Consider the following 18409-nt stretch of genomic DNA (forward strand, 5'->3'; position numbering starts at 1 on the left):
CTGCTTACAGTTGCGGTATGTCAGCACCCGTACATCTCGACTCGGTCGATCTGCAGATCTTGGAGTTGTTGCGAGCCGACGGGCGGCGCACCGTTCGCGATATCGCACGCCTTGTGCAGCTCTCGCCGGCGCCGGTCCGCCGGCGCATCACACGCCTCGAGGAGTCGGGAGTCATCACCGGCTACACGATCACGACGGATCAGGCCAAGCTCGGTCAGGGCCTTCAAGCGGTCACTGAGCTGCGTTTCACGGGCGACACGGACATCCATGACATCGTGGAGTTCGCGTCGACCCTGCCGGAGGTCGATGAGGTGTTGACGCTCACCGGCGACGTGGACGCACTTGTCCGATTGCACGTCGACAATGTCGATGACCTGCAGAAAGTGGTCAATCGTCTGCGTCGTAAGGGTGTCGGCGTGCTGCAGACGAAGACGCTGATCGTCATCGCCTCCTGGCAACGCGGGACGTCCGTGCCCTGAGATCGAGGTGGCCGACGAGCCGATCGCCTCCGCTCGCACACCGCACACGGGTCACGGGTGCTCGCCACCAGCGAGCACACCGATCCCCTCTCGATCGTCTACGGCAGAGTGGTCGACGTCTCCTCGTCGTCCACGAGCGCGAGCAGTGGCCCCTGTTCGTCCTCGGGGACGTAGCCGGCGTAGTAGTCGTAGAGTGTGCGCCGCGAGATGCGTGCTGCCGCCTGGCCGTCCCGTACCCGGATCGCCTCGAGCACTTCCTGGTGGTGGTGGAGCGACTTCCGCATGAGCGCCGTGCTGTTGCGCGCATGGGCGACCTTGTCCGAGATCAGCGAGAGGACAGCGCCCCGGACCACCTGATTGCAGACCTCGATGAGGGAGTTGCGGCTGGCCACGGCCACCGCCTCATGGAATGCCACGTCCGCCTTGCTGAACTCCTCGTAGCCTGCCTCGATCGCGTCCGACATGACGGCGAGCGTCCGTTCCATGGCGGACAGCTCCTCCTCGGACCGCAGCCGAGCCGCCAGCAGGCTCGCCGACCCGTCGAGGATCATGCGGAACGAGATCAACTCGGCCATGGACACGTTGTCGAACTGGACGAGCCGGGTCATCTCCTTGGTCAGGCCGGCCGGCGAGAACGGCAGGATCTCCGGGCCGTTCGGATCACCCGGGCGCGAGCGGACGAGGCCGTTGCTCTCCAGCACGCGCAGGGCCTCCCGCACGGTTGGCCGGCTCGCCCCGAACTGCGTCACCAACTCCCGTTCGCTGGGCAGCCGCTGACCGGGCTTCAGATCACCTCGCGCGATCGCCTGCTCGATCTGCTCGACGATGCGCTGGTAGAGCCGTACCGGTGAGACCTGCCGAAACTGTGCACCGTCACTCACGGCTGCTTCCCTTCGAGCGTGGTACATGTCGTCTTCTCCCCGGAGGGCGCACCGGGGGCGCTGTCCGGCCAGTCCGGGACCGCGTCGGCGGGCCGGTTCCGTTCGTACCACGCCGCCGCCCTCAAGACGCCGAGATCGTCGAAGCGGCGGCCCGCGATCTGCACCCCGATGGGCCGACGGTCCGCGGTAAAGCCGCAGTTGACGGTCGCCGCGGGCTGCCCCGACATGTTGTACGGCGCGGTGAAGCCGATGTGGGCCATGGTCTTCGCGTCCTCCGTGAACGGCATCGGCTGCTCGGCGGGAAACGCCGCCACCGGAGCCACCGGCGAGAGCACCAGATCGTACGGGTCCGTCGCCGCCACGGTCCGCGCCTGGAGGCGCATGATCTGCTGGTAGCACTCGAGCACCCGCGTGCCCGGTACGTCCGCGCCGCCCTGGCACCACCTGATGATGTGGGGGTGGACGCGCAGCCCGGCCTCGGGCGTCAGCGCGCGGAAGTCGTTCCAGGACCGCACCCGCCAGAACAGATCCAGGTCGTCCAGGAGGTCCTGGCGCATGAACGGCTCGACGGGCTCCACGACGGCTCCCGCCGCCTCGAAGACCGCGGCGGCGCGGTTCACCGCGGCGAGGATCTCGGCGTCGCACGGCTCCCCGCAGCCGGCGTCCAGGTGTACGCCCACCCGCAGTCCGCGTACCTCGCCGGCCGGCGCCGACCAGTCGATGTCCTGAGGCGGCAGGCTTGTCCAGTCCCGGGGGTCCGGCCGGCTCAGGACACCCATGAACAGGGCCGCGTCCGCCACGGTGCGCGTCATGGGCCCGGCGGCGCGCCCCAGGTACGGGGCGTCCAGCGGGATCCTCCCGTAGCTGGGCTTGAGCGTGGCGAGCCCCAGCCAGGTGCCCGGCAGCCGGATCGATCCCCCGATGTCGGTGCCCACGTGGAGCGGACCGTACCCCCCGGCGGCCGCGGCCCCCGCACCGGAACTGGAACCGCCCGTGGTCCAGGCGGCGTTCCAGGGGCTGCGCGAGATGCCGTGTCGGCTGGAGACCCCCGAGGAGAGCATGCCCCAGTCCGGCATCACGGTCGACCCGAGGATCACCCCGCCGGATTCGAGGACCCGCGCGGTGATGGGCGCGTCCGCCTCGGGGACGACCGGATCGGTCCCCGCGTTGCCCGAGGGCATGGGGACGCCCCTGCGGGCGACGTTCTCCTTCAGCGTCACGGGCACACCGTCGATGGGCCCGAGCGGTTCCCCCGCCGCCCATCGGGCCTCACTGGCCTGCGCCGCCTTGCGGGACTCGTCCGGATCCCGCACCCAGAACGCGTTCAGCACACTCTCGCGCGCCTCGATGACCGACTGGACGGCGTCGTGGACCTGGACCGGCGACAACGTGCGGTCAGCGAATCGGGCCACCATCTCGACGGCCGGCATGGTGGCCAGGCCTTGTTCCGTGAGCACCCGCAGTCTCCTTCTCCCCCGGCTACCGCTGGGAGGTGCCTCCCTGGCGATACCCGGGAAATTCGAACCCTTGACAAGAGCAGTTTCAGTCGTCACGGTACCTGGCAAATGAGCTTACTGGTCAGGCCAGTCACAACGAAAGGTGTCGTCCATGGCGCGGGACTCCGAGGTCGTGCGGCTCGCCGTCATACCGGGTGACGGGATCGGCCCTGAAGTCGTCGCGGCGACCGTGCCCGCGCTCCGGAGCGCGCTGGAGGCCGAAGGCCACCGGCTCGATGTGACCTCGTACGACTGGGGAGGCGAGCGATACCTCCGGCAGGGCGCGGCGATGCCGGCCGATGCGGCCGACCTCGTCAAGAGGGCGGACGCCGTGCTGTTCGGCGCCGTCGGACGTCCCGATGTGCCGGAGCACGAACTGGTCTGGGGCCTGATCATCGGCCTGCGGCAGCAGCTCGACCTCGCCGTGAACCTCCGCCCGGTGCGCGCGTTCCCCGGCGTTCCCACCAAGGTGCGCGACACCGATGGCGTGGACCTGGTGATCGTACGCGAGAACACCGAGGGCGAGTACGTCGGCGCCGGCGGGGCGGCGCACGCCGGCAGCGGACACGATCTCGGCATCGAGGTCGCCGTGCACTCCCGTCGCGCCATCGAGCGGGCGGCGCACCAGGCCTTCGCCCTGGCCGGGCGAAGGTCGGGACATCTGTCTTTGGTGACCAAGTCCAACGCGATGCGATACGGCTATCCGCTGTGGGACCGGGTGGTGCGCGAGGTCGGCGAGCTGTATCCGGCGGTGCGGCTGGAAACGGTGCTGGTGGACGCCATGGCCGCCCGTATGATCCAGGCTCCGCGCTCCCTTGATGTGCTGCTCGCGAGCAACCTGTTCGGCGACATCCTGTCCGATCTCGCCGCGGTGCTGGCCGGCGGTATGGGCATGGCGCCCAGCGCCAACGTCCTTCCGGGCGCCGACGTGCCGGGCATCTACGAACCCGTGCACGGCTCCGCACCCGACATCGCCGGTAAGGGCGTGGCGAATCCGGTGGCCTGCATGCTCTCCGGCGCGATGCTGCTCGACGACCTCGGACACGTCGGCGCGGCTCGCCGCGTCCGCGACGCGGTGGCGGCCACCTTGCGCGACGCCCGGCACCACACGGCCGACCTCGGCGGCAGCGCCACCACGGCGGAGGTGGCATCCGCCGTCCTGCACACCATGGAAAGCCAGGGGTAGAACATATGAGACATACCAGGCGGCCGGTGCGGGGGGCCGGGACCCTCGCGGCCACGCTCGCATGCCTGCTGCTGGCAGGCTGCTCGGCCGGGTCCACGGCATCCGGCGGCACCGGGAAGAACGCCCTGACCATCGGTCTCACCGCCGAACCGGCCAACTTCGACTTCACCAAGACCGAAGGTGCCGCCATTTCGCAGGCACTGCTCTACAACGTCTACGAGAACCTGGTGAAGCTGGACCAGTCCGGAAAGATACGGCCGCAACTGGCGACGTCCTGGAGCCTGTCCGAGGACCGCGAGACGTACACGTTCCACCTGGTGAAGAACGCCAGGTTCAGCAATGGCGCACCCTTCACGGCCAAGGACGCGGCGTTCTCCATCGGACGGGTCAAGTCCGACTGGACGATCGCGCAGAAGGCCCAGATGGACGTCGTCGATACGGCCCGGGCGGTGTCGCCCACCGAACTGAAGGTCACCCTGAAGCGGCCGAGCAACGACTGGCTGTACCGGATGACCACCCGCGTCGGCGCGATGTTCAGCCGGACCGGCGTGGACAAGCTGGCCACCGAGCCGGTGGGCACCGGCCCGTATGTGGTGAAGAAGTGGAACCGCGGCGACTCGATCACGCTGGCCCGCCGCCATGACTACCGGGGGCGCAAGCCGCACTTCGCGTCGGTCACCCTCAAGTACTTCAAGGACCCGACGGCCATGAACAACGCGCTGCTCACGGGCACCATCAATGTGATCGGCACGATGCAGTCCCCGGATTCCCTGTACCGGTTCGCGAACAACCCGAAGTACAAGGTCATCGAGGGCACGACCAACGGCGAGGTGGTCCTCTCCCTCAACAATGGCTCGGGCCCGCTGAAGGACCCGAAGGTCCGCCGGGCAGTCCGCTACGCCATCGACCACAAAGCCCTGATGGACACCTGCTGGGCGGGCCGCGGCAAGCTGATCGGCAGCATGGTCCCGCCGACCGATCCGTGGTACCAGAACCTCACGAACGCGTATCCGTACAACCGCGACAAGGCCAAGAAGCTCCTCGAGGCGTCCGGCCAGGCCGGCCGTACGCTGCGGCTGCGGCTTCCGACACTTCCCTATGCCACCGCGTGCGGCACCGTGGTCAAGAGCCAGCTCGAACAGGCCGGGTTCAAGGTCAAGCTGGACCAACTGGAGTTCCCCGCCGCCTGGCTGACCACCGTGTTCAAGAACGCCGACTACGACATGTCCATCATCAGCCATGTGGAACCCCGCGACATGCAGGCGGTGTTCGGGAGCAAGACCTCCTACACCCGCTACGACAGCCCTGCATTCCGCGCGCTGCTGAAGAAGGCGGACCAGGGCACCCAGCAGGAGCAGATCACCTCCATGCGGGCGGCTGCCCGGCTGCTGTCCAAGGACGCCGCGGCCGACTGGCTGTTCCTGCTCCCGAACCTGATGGTGGCGAACAAGGACATCACCGGCCTGCCGGTGAACACCGTCTCCGAGTCACTGGACCTCACCGGCCTGGGCCGGTCATGAAAGGCGGCCTCAACCCATGATCGTCCGTCTGGCACAGCGGATCGCGATCCTCCTGGCCAGCCTTGCCGTGAGCTCCGTGCTGGTGTTCGCTTTCATGGCGGTCCTGCCGGGGGATCCAGCCCGCGTCGCACTCGGCACCAGTGCCTCGGACACCGCGGTGGCGCAACTGCGCGAGCAGTTCGGGCTCAACCGGCCGCTCGTGGAGCAGTACCTGAGCTGGATCCACGGACTGGTGACCTTCGACCCGGGCAACTCCTACATCTCACACGCGCCGATCGGCCCGCAGATCTCCGACCGCCTCCAGGTCACCCTGTGGCTCGTCGGCACCGGGATGGTGATCGCCTGCATCGTGGCGATCCCCATGGGCATGGTCATGGCCGTGCGGCACCGCAGGCCGTCCGGGCTCATCCTCTCGGCCCTGTCCCAGATCGGCGTGGCCGTCCCGGCCTTTCTCGCGGGCATCCTCCTGATCACCGTGTTCGCGGTGGGACTCGGGTGGCTGCCGGCGAACGGCTGGACACCCCCGGTCGAGGATCCGGTCCTGTTCCTCAGACAACTGGTCCTGCCCGCGCTGTCCCTCGGCGTGGTGCAGGGGGCAGTGCTGACCCGTTATGTCCGCAGCGCCGTGCTCGATGTCCTCAGGGAGGACTATCTGCGCACCGCTCGCGCTAAGGGACTCCGTCCGACGCAGGCCCTGCTGCGGCACGGCCTGCGGAACGCGGCGGTGCCGGTGGTCACCGTCCTGGCGCTGCAACTCGCCACGCTGCTGGTGGGCGCCGTCGTCATCGAACGGGTCTTCGTCATCCCCGGGCTCGGGAGCCTGCTGCTGGACAGCGTCTCCAACCGCGACCTCATCCTGGTGCAGGACGTGGTCATGATCATCGCAACGGCGGTGCTGCTCGTGAACTTCCTTGTGGACATCATCTATCTGCTGATCGACCCGCGGCTGAGGGTGGGTGCGTCATGAGTGCTCCGAACACCGAAGCCGCGGTCGTGTCCGCGGCGCCCGAGGGCCGCCGGCGGCGCCGCCCGGTGCCGGGCAGCCTCCTGGTGGGCGCTCTCATCGTCGTGGCCGTACTCGGCATGGCGCTGCTGTCCTTCGTGTGGACCCCGCACGACCCGACCCTGGTGAACCCCGCGGCGCGGCTGGAGACGCCGTCGTCGGAGTACTGGTTCGGCACGGACAAATTCGGCCGCGACGTGTTCAGCCAGATCATGATGGGCTCGCGCACCACGCTCTTCGTCGGCTTCGTGGCGGTGGGAGTCGCCGCCCTGGTCGGAGTGCCCCTCGGCATCGTCGCCGGAATGGCGCCCGGCTGGTTCGGCGAGCTGCTCATGCGCGGCAACGACCTGATTCTCGCCTTCCCGGCGCTCCTGCTGACCATCATGTTCTCCGCCGTGTACGGCGCCGGCACGCTGGTCGCGATGGTCGCCATCGGCATCGCGTCCATCCCCCATTTCGCCCGGCTGATCCGCGGCGGCACGCTGCAGGTCATGCGGACCGAATACGTCATCGCCGCGCGCGCGGCGGGCCGCGGACCGTTCGCGATCGCCGTGCGGCATGTCCTGCCCAACGTCAGCGGTCTGGTCATCGTGCAGGCGTCGGTGGGCTTCGCCATCGCCGTACTCGCCGAAGCCGCGCTGTCCTTCCTGGGCTTCGGAACCCCGCCCCCCACACCGTCCTGGGGCCGGATGCTGCAGGAGAGCCAGGAGATGCTGTCGATCGCCCCCCGGCTCGCCGTGTTCCCGGGCATCGCCATCGCGGTGGCGGTGCTCGGATTCAATCTGCTCGGTGACGGCCTGCGCGACCGCTTCGACCCCAAGATGGAGGACCGCCGATGACCCCGGCACCTGACACGGCACCGGCCTCCGCAGCGGGCTCACCGGACTCTCCCGGCTCTCCCGGCTCTCTCGATGACGTACTGACCGTGCGGAATCTGGACGTCGCGGTGGGCGGCCGCAAGCTCGTCGAAGACGTCGACTTCACCATCCGGGCGGGCGAACGGGTCGGCCTGATCGGCGAGTCGGGGTCGGGCAAGTCGCTGACCGCGCTGAGCGTGATGGGCCTGCTTCCGGAGGAGCTCCGGGCCACGGGTTCGGTGCGGCTCGCCGGAGTCGGCCACGACCTGGTGGGGGCCGACGAGGCGCGGATGTCCCGGGTGCGGGGCAAGGAGATCGCCATGGTCTTCCAGGAGCCCATGACCGCTCTGAACCCCACGATGAAGATCGGGCGGCAGATCGCCGAGGTACTGCTGATCCACCGGACCAGGCCCGACCGGGCGTCCGCTCGCGCCGCCGCCGTGGAACTCCTCGACCAGGTGGGACTTCCCGATCCCGCGGTCGCCGCCGACGCCTACCCGCACCAGTTCTCCGGCGGCCAGCGGCAGCGCGTGGTGCTGGCCATCGCCCTCGCGAACGACCCCGCGCTGCTGGTCTGCGACGAACCCACCACCGCACTCGATGTCACGGTGCAGGCGCGGGTGCTCGACCTGATCGTGCGGGGCGTAAAGGACCGCAGGTCGGCCCTGCTCTTCATCACCCACGACCTGGCCGTGGTGGCCACCGCCTGCGAGCGGGTCATGGTCATGTACGGCGGGCGGGTGGTCGAGTCCGGCCCGGTCCGGGAGGTGTTCACCCGTCCCCGGCACCGCTACACCCAAGGCCTGATCGGCGCCTCCGACCTGACCGTGGTCGACGACCGCGGCCGGCTGGTCACCATCGGCGGGTCGGTTCCGCCCGCGGGACAGTTCCCCGCCGGATGCGTCTTCAGGAACAGATGCGCCCAGGCGACCGAGGTGTGCGCCACCCGGCCGGAATGGGTCGCGACCGGGCCGGACTCCGGCTACGCCTGCTTCCACCCGGTGTCCGAGAGCGGCGCACCCGGCACCGGCACCCCCACCAACCAGGAGGCCGGCCATGGCTGAGCAGCCGACCAGCGACCCCCAAACCCCCGGGTTGCGGACCGGCCCGGCGGATGCCATCAGCGTCCGCGACGTCACCCGCGACTACCGGCGGCCCCGTACCTCGCTGCGCCACCCCAGCCCGCCGGTGCACGCCCTGCGCGGCATCAGCTTCGCCGTCCCCGCGGGGCAACGGTTCGGCATCGTGGGCGAGTCGGGGTGCGGCAAGTCGACCCTGCTGCGGATCCTGGCCGGGCTCGACCGCCCCACCAGTGGCAGCGTCGCGATCGACGGCCGGGACATCACCGGGCTCCGGGAGAGACAGCTCCGGTTCGTCCGCGAGCGGCTCCAGCTCGTGTTCCAGGACCCGATGAGTTCACTGGACCCGCGCATGCGGGTCGGCGACATCGTGGCCGAGCCGCTCGTCGCGCAGGGGCACGGGAACCGGCGCGAGCGGGTGGCCGAATTGCTCGAGGCCGTCGGCCTGCGCGCCGACGCGGCGGACCGGTATCCGCACCAGTTCTCCGGCGGCCAGCGGCAGCGCATCTCGATCGCACGCGCTCTGGCCCCCCGCCCGAAGATCATCGTGGCCGATGAGCCGGTGAGCGCCCTGGACGTGTCCGTACGGGCCCAGGTGCTCAACCTCATCGCCGACCTCGTCGACGAGTTGAACCTCACGCTGGTCTTCGTCTCCCACGACCTGTCCGTGGTCCGCCATGTGTGCGACCGGGTCGCGGTCATGCACAACGGGCAGATCGTGGAGACCGGGGCCACCGAGCAGGTGTACGAGGATCCGCAACATTCCTACACACGCAGGCTGATCTCCGCCGTTCCGACTCTGGGCAAGGCACTGTCCGGGGTGTCGGCGGCCGACCTCAACCGGGAGTACCAACCGTGACGACCCATGCCGAACCCGCCGGCGAAAGCCCCGTGGCGAAGGAGTTTCCCGAGGGTCTTCCCATCGGCGACACCTGGGTGGAGGCACCCGCCACCGAGGACGTCCGTTTCCCCTACGACGGGAAGTTCGTCGCAGGGGCGCCGATCGGGGACACCGCCCTCGCCCGCCACGCGGTCGACGCGGCTCTCGCGGTCCGCGAGCGCGTCGGCCGGCTCCCCTCGCACGTACGCAGGGCGGCGCTGCTCGCGACGCACGAGGCGGTCGCCTCCCGGCGCGCGGACTTCGAGCGGCTCCTCGTCCTGGAGACCGGCAAGCCGCTGGTCGACTGCCGGGTGGAGGTGGACCGCACCCTGCTGACCCTGCTCACGGCGGCCGAGGAAGTGGCCCGGCTGCACGGGGAGACGGTGCCGCTTGACCTGCTGCCGTCGGGGGAGGGGCTGCTCGGCTTCTGGACCCGCAAGCCGATTGGCGTGGTGGTGGGCATCGCGGGCTTCAACTATCCGCTGCTGCTCGCCACGCACAAGATCGCCCCATCGCTGGCCGCCGGCTGCCCGATCATCGTCAAGCCCGCCCCGCAGACCCCGCTGGCCACCCTGTGGCTGGTGCACCTCCTCCGTGAGGCCCTGCGCGCCGGCGGCGCGCCCCGGGCCGCGGTGCAACTGGTGACCGGGGGCCCCGAGGTGGGCATCGCGCTGACCACAGACCGCCGGATCGGAGCGGTGTCCTTCACCGGTTCCGCCGCCGTGGGCCACCAGATCGCCCGGGACGCGGCACCCACCAAGGTGCTGCTCGAACTCGGCTCCAACGCCGCCTTGGTGGTGGCCGCCGACGCCGACCTCGACGCCGCCGCCGATGCGGTGGTGCGCGGCGGGTACTACGCGTCGGGCCAGGCGTGCATCAGCGTGCAGCGGGTCATCGTGGTGGACTCCGTGCGGAAGGAGTTCGTGACCCGACTGACGGAGCGAGTGGCCCAGGTGGCCGTGGGCGACCCCCGCGATCCGCGGACCCGCGTCTCGGCACTCATCGACAAGCGGTCGACCGAGCGGGTGCGCGCGTGGCTGGCGGAGGCGGTGGAGGCGGGGGCGTCGCTGGTGGCCGGAGGCTCGGTCACCGATGGTGTGATCGAGCCCGCCCTGCTGCTCGATGTGGACCGCGCCCTCGCCGTCTGGGACGAGGAGGTGTTCGGCCCCGTGGTCGCCGTACGGTCCGTCCCCGATCTGGAGACCGCCTTCGACCTGGTCAACGACTCGCGCTACGGACTGCACGCGAGCGTCTACACCAGTGCCCTGGACACCGCGTTCGCCGCTCTGGACCGCCTGGAAGTGGGCGGAGTGGTCGTCAACGAGGTTCCCGGGTTCCGTTCCGATGTCATGCCGTACGGCGGTGTGAAGGACTCCGGGGCCGGACGGGAGGGTCCGAGGTTCGCCATCGAAGAGCTCACCGTGACCCGTATGGCAGTGATCCGCCCGACGACGAAGAAGCCGTGAGGACCATGCAGGACAACGACCGCACCGATGCGGTGAACAGCTACTCCCGTCTGTTCCGGCTCGACGGCCGCAAGGCCGTCGTGGTGGGCGCCGGCAGCGGCATCGGCCGCGAGAGCGCCCTGGCGCTCGCCGCGCACGGCGCCACTGTGGTGTGCGCCGACCGTGACCTGAAGGCCGCCGAGGAGACGGCGTCGATGGGCCAGGAGATGTCGGCGTACGCCCTCGACGTGCTCGACGGCGAGGCGGTCGTGCGTGCCGCCGAGGAGCTCGGCGCCGTCGACGTCCTCGTCTTCACCGCCGCGACGAACGTGCGCAAGCATCTGCTCGACTACACGGCGGACGAGTTCGACCGGGTCGTGGGGCTCAATCTGCGCGCCTCCTTCGACCTGGTGCGGGCCTTCGGCCGCGGCATGGCCGAACGCGGCCGCGGGAGCATCATCGGCTTCAGCTCGATCCGCGCGGTGGCCGTCGAGCCGGGCCAGGGCGTGTACGCGGCCACAAAGGCCGGCCTCGTCCAGCTGCTGCGCACCGCGGCGGCCGAGCTGGGCCCGAAGGGCGTGCGGGTCAACGCCGTCGCTCCGGGCGTCGTCGACACACCGCTGACCGCGCAGATCCGGTCCGTGCCGGAGTGGTCGGAGGCCTACGCGTCCAAGAGTGCCCTGGGCCGCTGGTCCCGGCCCGACGAACTGGCGGGCGCCGTGGTTTATTTGGCGTCGGAGGCGTCGTCCTTCGTGACGGGCAGCCAGCTCTTCGTGGACGGAGGCTGGACGGCGATCGACGGACGGTATACGCCGCCCAGCTGACCCGGCAAAGATACGAGGGCCCGCCACCGTTCTTCCGGTGGCGGGCCCTCGCGCGTGAGCGCGTCAGTCGACGCGCTCGAAGGGCTCCGTGCCCTCTTCGTCCGGCGCGACGTCGAAGACGACCCTCTCGAGCTTGCCGGTGAACGCGAACTCACCGTCGTAGCCGGGCGAGGAGGGCGACAGGGTGTCCCGGCCGACGTCGAGGCCCTGCCATCCGAAGAAGTGCGGCAGGACCTGCGGCATGTCCGTCTCACCGGCCGGCATTCCGGACACGTACAGACGACCGACGCCCCGCACATCACCGGTCTTGATGAAGTCGAAGGTCAACTCGGCCGGGCCGAGCGGGAGTTCGTCCCGCGACGTCACCGTGTAACGGGTGCCGAGGAAGTTGTACTCGTAGACGAGCCGGTTGTCCTTGACGTACAGGACGTAGCCGCTGCTGATGTTGCCCAGGGACACCAGAACGCCCTCATCCGACGCGGCGGCCCGGTCGACGAACGCGGTGATGCGGTGGGCGCGGTTCATCACCGGTGGCACCGCGGCACCGGGCAGATGCGCCATGCCCGGGTAGTACGTGAAGGTGGTGCGCCTGCGCGGCGACCCGGGGCGCGGGATCTTCGCGCGGAGGGCGAAGCCGTTGTCGTCCAGCGGCAGCACATCGTATTTTCCAGCCTCCACCCAGAAGCGGGCGACCATCTTCCGCAGTTGCTCCGGCTGCGTCTCCGCCAGGTCGTTGCACTCCGAGAAGTCGGTGTCGTGGTGGTAGAGCTCCCACTGGTCGTCGTCGAACGACGACCCCCGCTGATGGAAGGAGACGGCCTTCCAGCCGTCGTGCCAGATCGCGCGGTGCCCGAACATCTCGAAGTACTGGGCCTCCTTGCGCGTCGGCGCACTCGGCTCGTCGAACGTGTAGGCCATGCTGGTGCCGTGGAGCGGCATCTGCGGGATGCCCTGGTAGACCTCGGGCGCCTGCAGATCGAGCAGTTCGAAGAGGGTCGGCATGATGTCGCTGACATGGTGGAACTGCTGCCGGTTCTCGTCGGTGCGCGACAGCCCGCGGGGCCAGTTCACGATGAGCGGGCAGCGGACGCCACCCTCGTGGGTGTTCTGCTTGTAGCGCTTGAACGGCGTGTTGCCCGCCTGCGCCCAGCCCCAGGGATAGTTGGCGTGCGCGCGCGTGGTGCCGATCTCGTCGATCCGCGCGAGCATCTCGTCGAAGTCCTCGGAGAGGCCGTTCTGGAACGCGGTGGGGTTGAGGGACCCCTTCTGCCCGCCCTCCTGGCTGGCCCCGTTGTCCGAGAGCAGGATGGTGATGGTGTTCTCCAGCTGCCCTATCCGCTCCAGGAACTCCATGAACCGGCCGATGTGGTGGTCGGTGTGGTCGAGCATCGCCGCGTAGGCCTCCTGGAGGCGCACGGACAGCTTCTGCTCGTCGTCCGACAGCTCGTCGAAGGGCTCGACTCCGGGGTTGCGCGGGGCCAGTTCGGTTCCGGGCGGCAGGATGCCCCGTTCGATCTGGCGGGCGTGCCGGGTCTCGCGCTCGACGTCCCAGCCGTGGTCGAACCGGCCCCGGTACTTCTCCAGGTATTCCTGTGGCGCCTGATGCGGGGCGTGCGCCGCACCGAAGGCCATGTACATGAAGAAGGGCTTCTCGGGAGTGACCGACGTCTGGTCCGTGACGAATTCGATCGCCCGGTCCACCAGGTCCTCACTGAGGTGATAGCCCTCCTCCGGGGTCTTCGGCGGAGCCACGGCGTGGTTGTCGTAGAACAGTTCCGGATAGAAGCTGTCCGTCTCGGCTTCCAGGAATCCGTAGTAGCGCTCGAACCCACGGGAGAGCGGCCACTGGGTGTACGGCCCGGACGCGGTGGTCTGCTCCATGGGCGCCAGGTGCCACTTGCCCACGGCCATGGTGTTGAAGCCGTTGTCGCGCAGCACCTCGGGCAGCATCGCGGCGGCCTTGGTGACCCGTCCGCGGCCGCTGGGGAAGCCGGTGTCGAAGTTGGACAGCATCCGCATGCCCACCGAGTGGTGGTTCCGGCCGGTCAGCAGGGAGGCCCGGGTCGGCGAACACAGCGTGGTGGTGTGGAAGTTGGTGTAGCGCAGACCGCCGGTGGCCAGGGCGTCCATGGCGGGGGTCTCGATGTCCGAGCCGAAACAGCCGAGGTCGGAGAAGCCGACGTCGTCGAGCACGATGACCACGACATTGGGCGTGTCCTCGGGCGGCGCCGGCTGCTCGGGCCACCACGGAGTCGACTCCTCGTAGGTCGTGCCGATCTTGCCGTGGAAAGTGCCGTTCGCGGACGGCGGATGCGGAGAGGCGTTGGTCATCCAGGACGCTCCTTTGCATGGACATGGGTGCGCTGTGACGGCGGTCCGTCAGCGTGGCGGGGGCAGGTCCGCCGCGCAGCGGAACCCCATGTGCCCGGTGCTGCTGTCGGGTGTGTTGGAGGTGCGCGCGGCGACGCGGTAGCGGTTGCAGTACGAGGCGTGGCACAGATAGGACCCGCCGCGGATCACCTTCGCCTCACCGGTGGGAGGTCCGGCCGGGTCCCGGCGGGTCTCCGGGCGGTCGGCCGCGTGCCAGGTGGTGCTCCACCAGTCGGAGCACCATTCCCACACATTGCCCGAGGTGTTGTACACGCCGAGGTTGTTGGGCCGGTAGGACTTGACCGGCGCGGTTCCCAGATGCCCGTCCTCGCCTGTGTTGACCTGGGGGAACTTCCCCTGCCAGATATTGCAGCGGTGCTGCCCCCGGGGCAGCAGCTCATCCCCCACGGGTAGCGGGCGCGCTCCAGACCGCCACGCGCCGCCATCTCCCACTCCGCCTCCGTGGGCAGGCGCTTGCCCGCCCATGTCGCGTAGGCGGACGCGTCACGCCAGGAGACATGGACGACAGGGTGGTTGGACAGATCGGTCCAGGACGACCCCGGCCCGTAGGGCGCCCGCCAGCACGCCCCGTCCACCGCGAGCCACCAGGGTGCCTGCGCCACCGTGCCGTCGCGCACCAGGTGCCGGGCGTCGGGGTGGACGAGTGCGTAGAACACGAAGGACCAGCCGTAGCGCTCGGCATCGGTCCGGTAGCCGCTGCTGCGCACGAACGTCGCGAACTGCCTGTTGGTGACAGCGGTCGCGTCGATGAGGAACGGCGACAGCCGCACCGCCCGGACCGGGCCTTCGCCGTCCTCGGGAAACGCGTCGGCGTCATCGCCTCCCATCAGATACGTCCCGGCGGGGATGCGCAGCATGGCGCGCAGTCCCTGCGCCCGGTCCCGAGCCGAGGCCTGAAGCCGCACGGCGGACGGCTCGGGGATCTCCCGGTCGCCCCCTGACGTGGGGGCGCAACAGGCTCCTGACATCGCTCCTCCAACCGCGGCCGCTGTTGCTCGCCCGTCTTGAGGTCTCCTGAGGTTACTGGTCTGGCCAGCATCATATTCTGGCTAGTTGAACGAGTGTGTTTCGGTCCGAATACCGCTGTCAAGGGAGTCATCGAGCGGCGGGGACGGCACGTGGAGCGATACGTTCGGCTACCCGTAGCGGAACGAACCCGCCAGAAAGGTGGATCGTGTCAGAAGAGCCGTACTTCCGACCGGTGCGTCCGACCCGTGCCTATGAGGCGGTCGTCGAGCAGGTGGAAGAGACGCTCGCGCGCGGCGCCCTGCGCCCCGGCGACCGGCTGCCGAGCGAACGGGACCTGATGAGCCAGTTCTCGGTGAGCCGCTCCACCGTGCGCGAGGCGCTGCGGGTGCTGGAGAGCGCGGGCCTGATCCGCTCACGACCGGGCGATCCACGTGGCGCCGAAGTGCTGCCGTACTCCACGAAGAACCTGCGCAAGCCCCTTGAACGGCTCGCCGGAAGGGACGGTATTTCGCTCAGCGAACTGATCCAGTTCCGCATGATCCTCGAGGGCTCCGCCAACCGGCTCGCGGCCCGGCTGCGCACCGACGAGCAGGTGGCGGCCATCGAGGCCGCTCTGGAGCGGATGCGGGAGGCGATCGACGAGGGATACGCGGCCTTCAGCGCCGCGGATGTCACCTTCCACGACGTGGTGGCGCGCGTCGGCGGGAACAGTCTGATCCAGGTCTGCGGTGAGGTGGTGCGCGGCGCGGTCCTCGCGCTCATCGAGGACAGGCTGCAGCGGGCACCCGACAGTGTCGCGCTGATGCGCCGGTCCGTGGCCCACCACGCCGAGGTTTTCGAGGCGGTGCGCCACGCGGACCTCATCCGGGCCGACCGGCTCGCGCGCTGCAACCTCTATGAGTACTACGCCTCGTATGTGACCGAGGAGAGCAAACCCATGCTTCGGGCACTCCTCGAGGAGTAGCGCACCGCCTGTTCGCGGCCTGCTCCGCGCTCATTAAACGGCGGTGGTCCGGGGGATGTGGTCGGTTTCGCGTTGGGCGGCGTACCAGCCCAGTGCGCGCACCATGGCCTTGTGCGGGGTCGGCGGGAGCAGGGGGGCGAGGGTGTCCCAGGTCGTGTCGACGAGTTCGCGGGCCTCGGCCATGCACGCATCGACGGCTCCGCTGCGCATCAGCAGGTCGGACGCCTGGAGCGCACCGGTGTCGGAGCGCTGCCGGAGGGCGTCGCGCAGGCGCCGGCGGTCGGTGGTCCCGAGGAGGCCGGTGGCGTGGGCCACGGGGTAGGTGACCTCGCCGTTGCGGAGGTCTTCGGCGGGGAGCGGGTGGTGATGCCCTGCTGGTGTTCGTCGGGGGTGCACTGCCCGTACAGGTCGAAGACGTCGTCGGTGATCTGGTACGCGATTCCGACGGCCTCGAAGTACTCGCAGATAGCGCCGAGTTGGGTCTCGTCGGCGCCGCCGAGGACCGCGGAGACCTCTGCGGTGCTGCGGACGAGCATGCCCGTCTTGAGCCGGTGGGCGGTGCGGATCTGGTCGAGGAGGGGGCGGGCGTCACCGGTGGCCACGGCTTGGTCGAACGCGGTGTGGTGCCCGGCGAGGTCGAGGGCCTGACCGGCGTGGGCGGCGCGCAGGTCCCGCAGATAGAGCCGGTAGATGCGCAGCATGGTGGCGGCGTCGGCCTGCGGGACACGCTGGATGAGGGCGTCGAAGGTGTAGTAGCCGAGGGTGCCGGCGGTGATCGCCGGAGCGGTGCCGAAGATCTCGTGGACGCTCGGACGGCCGCGCCGGGTGGGCGAGTTGTCCTGGATGTCATCGATGACCAGCGCCGAGACATGCAGCAGCTCGGTGACCGCGGTCAGCGGCCGGTAGCGCTCGGGGTCGGCGCCGAGAAGGCAGAGGACGGCCGCGGCCACGTAGGGGCGCCAGGAGCGTCCGGGGTTGTCCAGCAGGTGCAGAACGGGAGCGGCGACCGCCTGATGGAGGCGGATCCGGGCGGCGGTGTCCAGGTCCGTTCCGCCGCTGGTGCCGGTGAGCAGCCCCAGCGCGGTCTCGTCGGTGGCATCGGTGGAATAGAGCACGGCGGCTTCCGCACGGGCGATGTCGTGGGTGCGGCGCATGTAGTGCTCGATATCGCCGATGGTGTTGGTCGGGAGGGTCTGCAGGAATGCCGTGCCGGCCACGGGCGTGGTACCCATGACGCCGCGCACGGTGGCGGGGCTCTCCCAGAAGGCGCGGCCGACGATCAGGGTACGGACCTCGCCCTCCGTCGCCGGAGCGATCACCTCGACATCCAGCCCGAGGTCGGGGACGCGCACACGCACCGCGGTGGGGTAGGTGTTGAGGGTGGCCAGTGAGGTCCAGCGGCGCACGGGCAGCCAGTCCACGTCGTGGTAGCCGACACCGCCGTCCGGGGCGACCACCGTGGCCCGGGTGAACGCCGGCGTGGTGGCACCGGTGGCGGGATCGGTGTTGCGCGCGTGAATGCAGCCGATCTCCCAGCCGTTGCCGAGCTGGATACCGGCCCACTCCCAGGTGTGGTCCGGCGTTCCCGGGATCCGCTCGACGTCGTAGTAGGTGCTGCCCCAATCCTGCTCGAACCAGGCGTGCCCCTCCACCCGCTGTGGGGTGCCGTCCGCACGACGCAGGGTTCCGTGGACGTGCAACCGGGGCACGAAGTACGACGTCATCGCGTCCGCGTCGGTCGGAAGCCGCCCCGGATAGCGCCCCTGGGCGTCGAACTGCGGGACCGCCCCCTTGACGGGGGTGAGGAGAAGCTCGAAGCGCTCCCTGTCCTGGAAGGCCAGGCGGAACCCGCCGTCCTCCTCACGGCGCAGCGCGGCCACGTCCCCGAACGACATGTCCAGCGTGTCGGCCGACTCCACCACCGGCTCGGCCAGCAGCCGGTCGGGCAGCAGCGGGCCCTCGGCGAGGGCCTCCGCCAGCGCCTCGCGGACCCGGTGATCCTGCGCGGTGTCGCCGCGGAGCGCCTCGCGGACCGCGCGGTGCATGGTGGGCGTGAGCCAGGCGCCGTGGGAGACCCCCGCCGGGCCCGAGCAGGTGGACACCACGCCGTACCCGGGACCGGCCGCGCGGTCCCGCAGATCGTGGTGTTTCAGGACACTGATCATCCACGTGTACTCGTCGCCGCTCTCGTCCCGCAGATGCCCGTTGAGATACCACCCTTCGGCACCGGCCGAAGGGTGCGGCAGGCCGAAGGGCGCCGAGCCGGCGGTGTGCTGCGGTGCGGCCTGCGAGGGGCCCTGTGCCGGGGGACGGGACGCGGAGATGGTCATGCCGGAAACCTAGACGTCCGCACCCCGCTCACCGGGTGCTGTCGTACCGGCCCCACCTCATCGGATGACAGCGCGGCGCGGATTCCGGCTCGTCACCGTGCCCTC

15 protein-coding genes and 1 pseudogene are annotated in these 18409 nt (G+C 69.8%); 10 read left to right on the forward strand and 6 right to left on the reverse strand.

Features of this window, described 5'->3' with window-relative positions:
* Positions 1-17 precede the first annotated feature (17 nt).
* On the forward strand, positions 18-479 hold the full coding sequence (locus BLV72_RS46015; RefSeq protein ID WP_093470041.1) for an Lrp/AsnC family transcriptional regulator: 462 nt from the start codon (positions 18-20) through the stop codon (positions 477-479).
* A gap of 98 nt (positions 480-577) precedes the next feature.
* Here the strand turns inward: BLV72_RS46015 and BLV72_RS46020 are convergent, their stop codons facing one another.
* Together BLV72_RS46020 and BLV72_RS46025 are read right to left on the reverse strand one after the other, a co-directional pair.
* Positions 578-1360 (reverse strand): FadR/GntR family transcriptional regulator, encoded by a 783-nt coding sequence (locus BLV72_RS46020; RefSeq protein ID WP_244321347.1) that lies wholly within the window; start codon positions 1358-1360, stop codon positions 578-580.
* Complete coding sequence (locus tag BLV72_RS46025) at positions 1357-2817, reverse strand: amidase (protein WP_208905975.1); 1461 nt, start codon at positions 2815-2817, stop codon at positions 1357-1359. Before BLV72_RS46025 ends, BLV72_RS46020 begins: the two co-directional genes overlap by 4 nt.
* A 151-nt stretch (positions 2818-2968) precedes the next feature.
* Between BLV72_RS46025 and BLV72_RS46030 the strand changes: the two genes are divergently transcribed.
* Genes BLV72_RS46030 through BLV72_RS46065 form a run of 8 tightly spaced genes read left to right on the forward strand, consistent with a single transcriptional unit; the run spans position 2969 to position 11650 of the window.
* Complete coding sequence (locus tag BLV72_RS46030) at positions 2969-4042, forward strand: isocitrate/isopropylmalate dehydrogenase family protein (protein WP_093470043.1); 1074 nt, start codon at positions 2969-2971, stop codon at positions 4040-4042.
* 5 nt (positions 4043-4047) lie between these two features.
* Positions 4048-5562 (forward strand): ABC transporter substrate-binding protein, encoded by a 1515-nt coding sequence (locus BLV72_RS46035; protein WP_093470044.1) that lies wholly within the window; start codon positions 4048-4050, stop codon positions 5560-5562.
* Between the two features lie 16 nt (positions 5563-5578).
* A complete protein-coding gene (locus tag BLV72_RS46040; protein WP_093470045.1) occupies positions 5579-6529 on the forward strand; it encodes an ABC transporter permease in 951 nt (316 codons plus the stop codon).
* The gene (locus BLV72_RS46045) at positions 6526-7404 is read left to right on the forward strand and encodes an ABC transporter permease (protein WP_174893936.1); all 879 of its coding nucleotides are present in this window, start codon (positions 6526-6528) and stop codon (positions 7402-7404) included. Before BLV72_RS46040 ends, BLV72_RS46045 begins: the two co-directional genes overlap by 4 nt.
* Positions 7401-8486, forward strand: coding sequence for an ABC transporter ATP-binding protein (locus BLV72_RS46050; RefSeq protein ID WP_093470046.1), 1086 nt, complete (start codon positions 7401-7403; stop codon positions 8484-8486). The genes BLV72_RS46045 and BLV72_RS46050 overlap by 4 nt, the downstream gene beginning before the upstream one ends.
* Positions 8479-9360, forward strand: a complete 882-nt coding sequence (locus BLV72_RS46055; protein WP_093470047.1) for an ATP-binding cassette domain-containing protein — start codon at positions 8479-8481, stop codon at positions 9358-9360. Before BLV72_RS46050 ends, BLV72_RS46055 begins: the two co-directional genes overlap by 8 nt.
* Entirely contained in the window at positions 9357-10847 is a 1491-nt protein-coding gene (locus BLV72_RS46060) for an aldehyde dehydrogenase family protein (protein WP_208905976.1), read from the forward strand. Before BLV72_RS46055 ends, BLV72_RS46060 begins: the two co-directional genes overlap by 4 nt.
* A gap of 5 nt (positions 10848-10852) precedes the next feature.
* Positions 10853-11650 carry an SDR family NAD(P)-dependent oxidoreductase gene (locus tag BLV72_RS46065; protein WP_093470930.1) on the forward strand — a complete coding sequence of 266 codons (798 nt, stop codon included), beginning with the start codon at positions 10853-10855 and terminating at the stop codon, positions 11648-11650.
* 63 nt (positions 11651-11713) lie between these two features.
* Here BLV72_RS46065 and BLV72_RS46070 read toward each other — a convergent pair whose 3' ends face one another.
* Both BLV72_RS46070 and BLV72_RS46075 read right to left on the reverse strand, forming a co-directional pair.
* Complete coding sequence (locus BLV72_RS46070) at positions 11714-13981, reverse strand: arylsulfatase (protein WP_093470048.1); 2268 nt, start codon at positions 13979-13981, stop codon at positions 11714-11716.
* Between the two features lie 132 nt (positions 13982-14113).
* Positions 14114-15009, reverse strand: a pseudogene (locus tag BLV72_RS46075) (formylglycine-generating enzyme family protein); the annotation flags it as partial.
* Positions 15010-15215: 206 nt separating this feature from the next.
* Between BLV72_RS46075 and BLV72_RS46080 the strand changes: the two are divergent.
* The gene (locus BLV72_RS46080) at positions 15216-15974 is read left to right on the forward strand and encodes a FadR/GntR family transcriptional regulator (RefSeq protein ID WP_093470049.1); all 759 of its coding nucleotides are present in this window, start codon (positions 15216-15218) and stop codon (positions 15972-15974) included.
* Between the two features lie 33 nt (positions 15975-16007).
* Here the strand turns inward: BLV72_RS46080 and BLV72_RS50895 are convergent, their stop codons facing one another.
* On the reverse strand, positions 16008-16184 hold the full coding sequence (locus BLV72_RS50895; protein WP_244321348.1) for a hypothetical protein: 177 nt from the start codon (positions 16182-16184) through the stop codon (positions 16008-16010).
* The gene (locus BLV72_RS46085; RefSeq protein WP_244321349.1) at positions 16184-18304 is read right to left on the reverse strand and encodes a polyprenyl synthetase family protein; all 2121 of its coding nucleotides are present in this window, start codon (positions 18302-18304) and stop codon (positions 16184-16186) included. Before BLV72_RS46085 ends, BLV72_RS50895 begins: the two co-directional genes overlap by 1 nt.
* Between the last annotated feature and the right edge of the window lie 105 nt (positions 18305-18409).

Origin of the sequence: Streptomyces melanosporofaciens, assembly GCF_900105695.1 — a bacterium.
GTDB classification, from domain to species: domain Bacteria; phylum Actinomycetota; class Actinomycetes; order Streptomycetales; family Streptomycetaceae; genus Streptomyces; species Streptomyces antimycoticus.